We start from the raw sequence: 5,405 nt of genomic DNA on the forward strand, positions 1-5,405 counted from the left end.
ACATTCTATGTAAAAGATGGTAAAGGATGTACAGGTTCGGTTGCAGTTAACATTTCAGAGCCATCAACATTGGCAGCTACTCCATCGGTTGTTGGATTCACATGTGATACATCAAACGGAAAAGCAGCAGGAACAGTTACTGTAAATGTTACAGCAGGAACAGGAACAGCTCCTTACCAATACAGTTTCAACTCAAACGGATTTGGTTCAAACAATGTATTGACATTAAACGATAACGGAGCAGACCAGAATTATTCATACGAAGTTCGTGATGCAAAAGGATGTACAGTTTCTGGAACTGGAACATTATTAAGATTAAACCCGCCTACAGATTTAACTTTCGCTGCAGCAGCGGTTACTTGTAATGCTACAACTACGACAGTTACATTAACAGCAACTAACGGAGTAGGTGCATTACAATACGAAACTATTGCTCCATCTCCGGTAATTATTGCTAAACAGACATCAAACAGTTTTGCTGGATTAGCTCCAGGAACTTATATGTTCAAAGTTACCGATGCAAACGGATGTTATTATACAGAAGCGCATACTATTAACCCTGCGACTCCAATTACATTAATTGCTAAGAAAACAAGTGATGTTCTTTGTAATGGAGGTAATACAGGATCTATTAGATTAGATGTTGCTGGTTTTGCTGCAACTTCTTCTTACAGCTATACGGTTAACGGCGGAACTGCTGTAACAGGAAATACTGCTGCAACTGTTAATTTAACAGGTCTTACAGCAAATACTTATGCAATTGTTGTTACAGACGAAACTACAGGATGTTCAGCAAATGCTTCTATAACAATTAATCAGCCTGCGGCAGCTTTAACAGCTACTTATGCAGCTGTAAACGGAAACTGTTTCGTGACTACATCAGAAGTTACAGTTACGGCTGCAGGTGGAACACCAGTTTACAGATATTCATTTGTTCCAGATGGTGCTCCGGCAGGAACATATTCAAATAATAATAAAGCAAACTTAGATCCAGCAACTCCAAATTGGGATGTTTATATCTTAGATGCTAATAATTGTTCATTCAAATTAGATATTACAATTACTAGAGATGCTGTTCCAACAGTAACAGCTAGTGCAACTGGACAATGTTTTGGTGTAGGAAGTTACACAATTACAGCAACTCCAGGTACTGGTTTAGTAGCTCCATTAAGCTATAGTATAAATAATGGTGCTTCATATCAATCAGGTAATACATTTGTTATTACTACGCCAGGAAGCTATACTGTTAGAATTAAAGACGGTAATGGTTGTACCGCAGACAGTAATGTGGTGATTGTAAACAATCCATTAACATTATCTGCAATTTTAGATAAAGATATTACATGTTCTGCTCCAGCAGCAGCTCAAGTTACTTTAACTGCAGCAGGCGGAAACGGTACTTACACATACACAAGCTCACCAAATACAGGAACATTTGCAGGAAATGTATTTACAACAACTACAGATGGAACTTATACATTTACAGTAACAGATTCTAGAGGTTGTACTGCTACATCTTCAGCTGTAATTATAACTCCTACGGTGACACCAGAAATTACAGGTGTTACACAAACACAGACAATTAATTGCAACGGTGAGGAAACTGCAGCAATTTCTGTGACATACGATGCTACAAAAGGATTAGCTCCATTTGTAATCAATGTATTAAACACAACTACAGGAAAAGATTATGGAACACAAACTTCTGGTTTAGCAGCGGGTACTTATACAATTACTGTAAGAGATGCTAGAGGATGTTTTGATACAGAAACAATTACTATAAGTGAACCATTGCCTATTTCAGTTGCACATCACGCAGTACCGATTACTTGTAATACTTTAACAGGTATTTCTAAGGGTTCTGTCATTGTTGACAGTGTAACAGGAGGTGTTGGCCCTTATAACTATTATGTAACGGGAGTAAATGGATACAACAACTCTGAATTGAATAATTTAGGAACAACTTCAGTTAGTTTCAATGTTGTTGATTTTGGATTGTATCAAATTAATGTAGTGGATAGAAACGGATGTTCTGTTCTAATCCAAAATGTATTAGTAGCTTCTCCTCCTGAAGATTTAGATATTACAGTAACACCACCAGCAGCTAATTGTTCAGGACTTGGTTCTGCAGTTGTGGCAATTGGTGCGGCTTCAACAAATCTTACAGGTAATGGTCCATTCCACTTTGCAGTTTATACTGGTCCAGGAATGACTTACACTTCTCCAACTACTTTACCATGGTATGATGAAGACGTTGTTGGAACTCCTCCAGGAACAAATCCGGGAAGTAAAAAAGTAACTATACCGAATTTGATTCCAGGTGTTCAATATACTTTTATTGTTCATGATGCTTACACAGGATGTTACTATTTTGAAACGGCTGATATTCCAATTTCAACGAATTCAACATTAACAACTAGTGCACTTACATCAAATAACATTACATGTAAAGGAAGTGCAAACGGAAATGTTTCATTCACAATAAATAGCACTTACTCTGCTGCTACACCAATTAGTTATGAGATTTATAATTCTCAATCAATGGTTAGTACTGGAGTGGTAGGTACAGGAAACGTTCCAGCTAATGGAAGTTTTACAGTTTCTAATTTAGGACCATTAACTTTTGGAAATTATATTGTAGTAATTAGAGAAACAGCTGGTGCAACAAATGCTGGTTGTAGTGTAGCTACAGTACCATTTAACATTACTGAATCTGCAATTGATTTATCTATTACAGCTTCTGTTTCTAAAAACGCAAACTGTAATGCTAATTCAGGAGTTATTACAGCTGTTGCTAAAGATGGTACAGCGCCATATACTTACTTGTTATTGCCATCAACAGATCCTGCTCCAACTGCAGCTACTGCTGGATGGGCAAGTGCAAACACATTTAATAGAGATGGAGGTACTTATACTGCCTATGTAAAAGATGCGTATGGCTGTATTAAATCTGCGAATGTAACATTAGACAAAGATGACGATCCGACTATTACAGCACCTGCAACGTTCTGTTATACGGGTAGTCCATTTAATTTCACAATTGTAGGAACTGTTGATCCTGATATTGCTGGAGCAGCAACTTACAGTGTAAACGGAAGCGCTTTCCAAGCAAGTCCAACATTTACATTCAATGAGGCAAAAGTGTATACTTTAGTTATTAAAGACGGTAACGGTTGTACAGCCACTACTACTTACGAAGTGAAACCACAACTATTCTTAGAGGCTAAATTGACTAGAGAATTAGATTGTACGGCTACTCCAAATGCTGAAATTACATTAACAGCTACAGGAGGTTACAATACAGCTTACACTTACGAATATTCTACAAATGGTGGAGGTTCTTATACTACTATGGCGACAAATGTGCTTTCGACAAGTGCGTTAGGAGATTATATCTTTAGAGTAAGTGATGCGAAATTACCTGCAGCTTGTCAGGCGACAACAACATTTAGATTGGATCCACTTCCGGCGGCTATATTTACAACGGCTCAAACAGATGTAATTTGTAATGGCGGAGCAGACGGAACAATTACTGTAAATGTTACTTCAGGTGTTGGTCCTTATATGTATCAATTAGGAACTGGAATTTTCCAATCTTCTAATGTATTTACAGGATTAAGTGCAGGTACTTCTTACATTATTACAGTGAGAGATGCTAAATCTTGTACTTATTCTAGTACACCAATAACTATTGGACAGCCGACAGCTTTAACAGCATCGTCAACAATCACTGCACCATTAGCTTGTGGTACAGGAAATGCGCCGACAAAAGCGATCGTTACAGTTACGGCTTCTAATGGTACTGCACCTTATCAGTACAGTTTCGATGGAGGAACAACTTATACAAGTGACAATACTTTTGAAACTTTTGCAGGAACAACATTTGATGTTTTAGTGAAAGATGCTCATAATTGTCCATTTACTTTAACGAATGGAGTTAACGTTCCAGCGTTAAACGCACCAACAGACATGGATATCAACGGAACGCCAATTTATTGTGCTCCAGCGGCAAGTACAACAAGTACCGTTACGATCAGTAATGTACAGAATGGAGTTGGTACGCTTCAATACGAGATTTTATCTCCAATTGTTGTAGGGAAACAAACTTCAGCAACATTTGCCGGATTAACTCCAGAGACATATTTATTCCAAGTAACAGACGCAAACGGCTGTACTTATCAGGAATCTTATACAGTTGACCCTGTAACAAACATTACAATTGCAGGTCAATTGGTTAACAATGTAGATTGTAACGGAAATGCAAACGGAGCAGTACGCTTTACGGTTGCCAACTTCGGAACAGCTTACACAGCAGTTTTAACAGCAGGTACAGGAACATTGACTCAAACAGGAAATACAGTAAATGTTACAGGATTAGTTCCTGGAAACTATACAGTAACTGTTACAGATAATACCACAAACTGTACAGCATTTGCTACAGTTACCGTTACTCAGCCGGCTGTATTAACTTTAACTGAAATAACAAACGTAAATGCAAACTGTAATTTCGGAGCAAAAGTAGAAGTTGCAGCTGCGGGTGGAACACCAAACTACAGATATCAGTTTGTTCAAGACGGAGTTGCTCCAAATGCAGCAGATTACGATATTTTTGCTAGTGCAGTTTTAGATCCAGCAGTTAACACACAGTGGGATGCTTATGTAATTGATGCAAATGGATGTTTTACTAAATTGGATATTACAATAGCAGCAGATGCTTTACCAACAATTACTCCGTCAGCAGCACCATACTGCTACGAAGGAGGTCCAGTAAATATTACAATTACAGGAACTTATGTTGGTACGCCAATGTTTAGTATTGGAAACGGTTATCAGTCAAGTCCAAACTTTGTATTGAATGCGCCAGGAAACTACACATTCTATATTAAAGACGGAAACGGCTGTGTCGCATCTACACCTTATACATTGAATCAGGAATTGTTGTTACAAGCTACTTTAACAAAAGATTTAAAATGTTCAGGAGCAGCAGAAGTTACTTTACTTGCCACTCAGGGAACAAATACTTATAATGGTTTTGAGGTTAGTTTCAACGGAGGAGTCTATGTTCCGGCAACATCGCCTTATACAACAACAGCAGATGGAACTTATACTTTCAGAGTATCAGACAGCCAGGGATGTGGGGCAGTTTCTATCCCAGTTGTAGTTACACCAACAACAACACCAACAGCTACATTTACACAGTCAGATGTTAAATGTACAGGAGGAAGCGACGGAAGCATCATCGTTACAGCTGCAAATGGTATTTTACCATACCAATACAGCATCAACGGAGGAGCCTTCCAGAGTTCAAATATCTTTACAGGATTAACGGCTGGTGCTTACACGATTGTTGTAAAAGATGCTAAAGACTGTGATTCAGCAACATTAAATGTTACAATTACAGAACC

1 pseudogene is annotated in these 5,405 nt (G+C 38.1%); it reads left to right on the forward strand.

Annotated features, from left to right (window positions below):
• Positions 1–5,405 (forward strand): annotated as a pseudogene (locus tag ACTJIW_RS24160) (hypothetical protein); the annotation flags it as partial.

The organism is Flavobacterium sp. 22659 (assembly GCF_052044235.1).
Classification (GTDB): domain Bacteria; phylum Bacteroidota; class Bacteroidia; order Flavobacteriales; family Flavobacteriaceae; genus Flavobacterium; species Flavobacterium johnsoniae.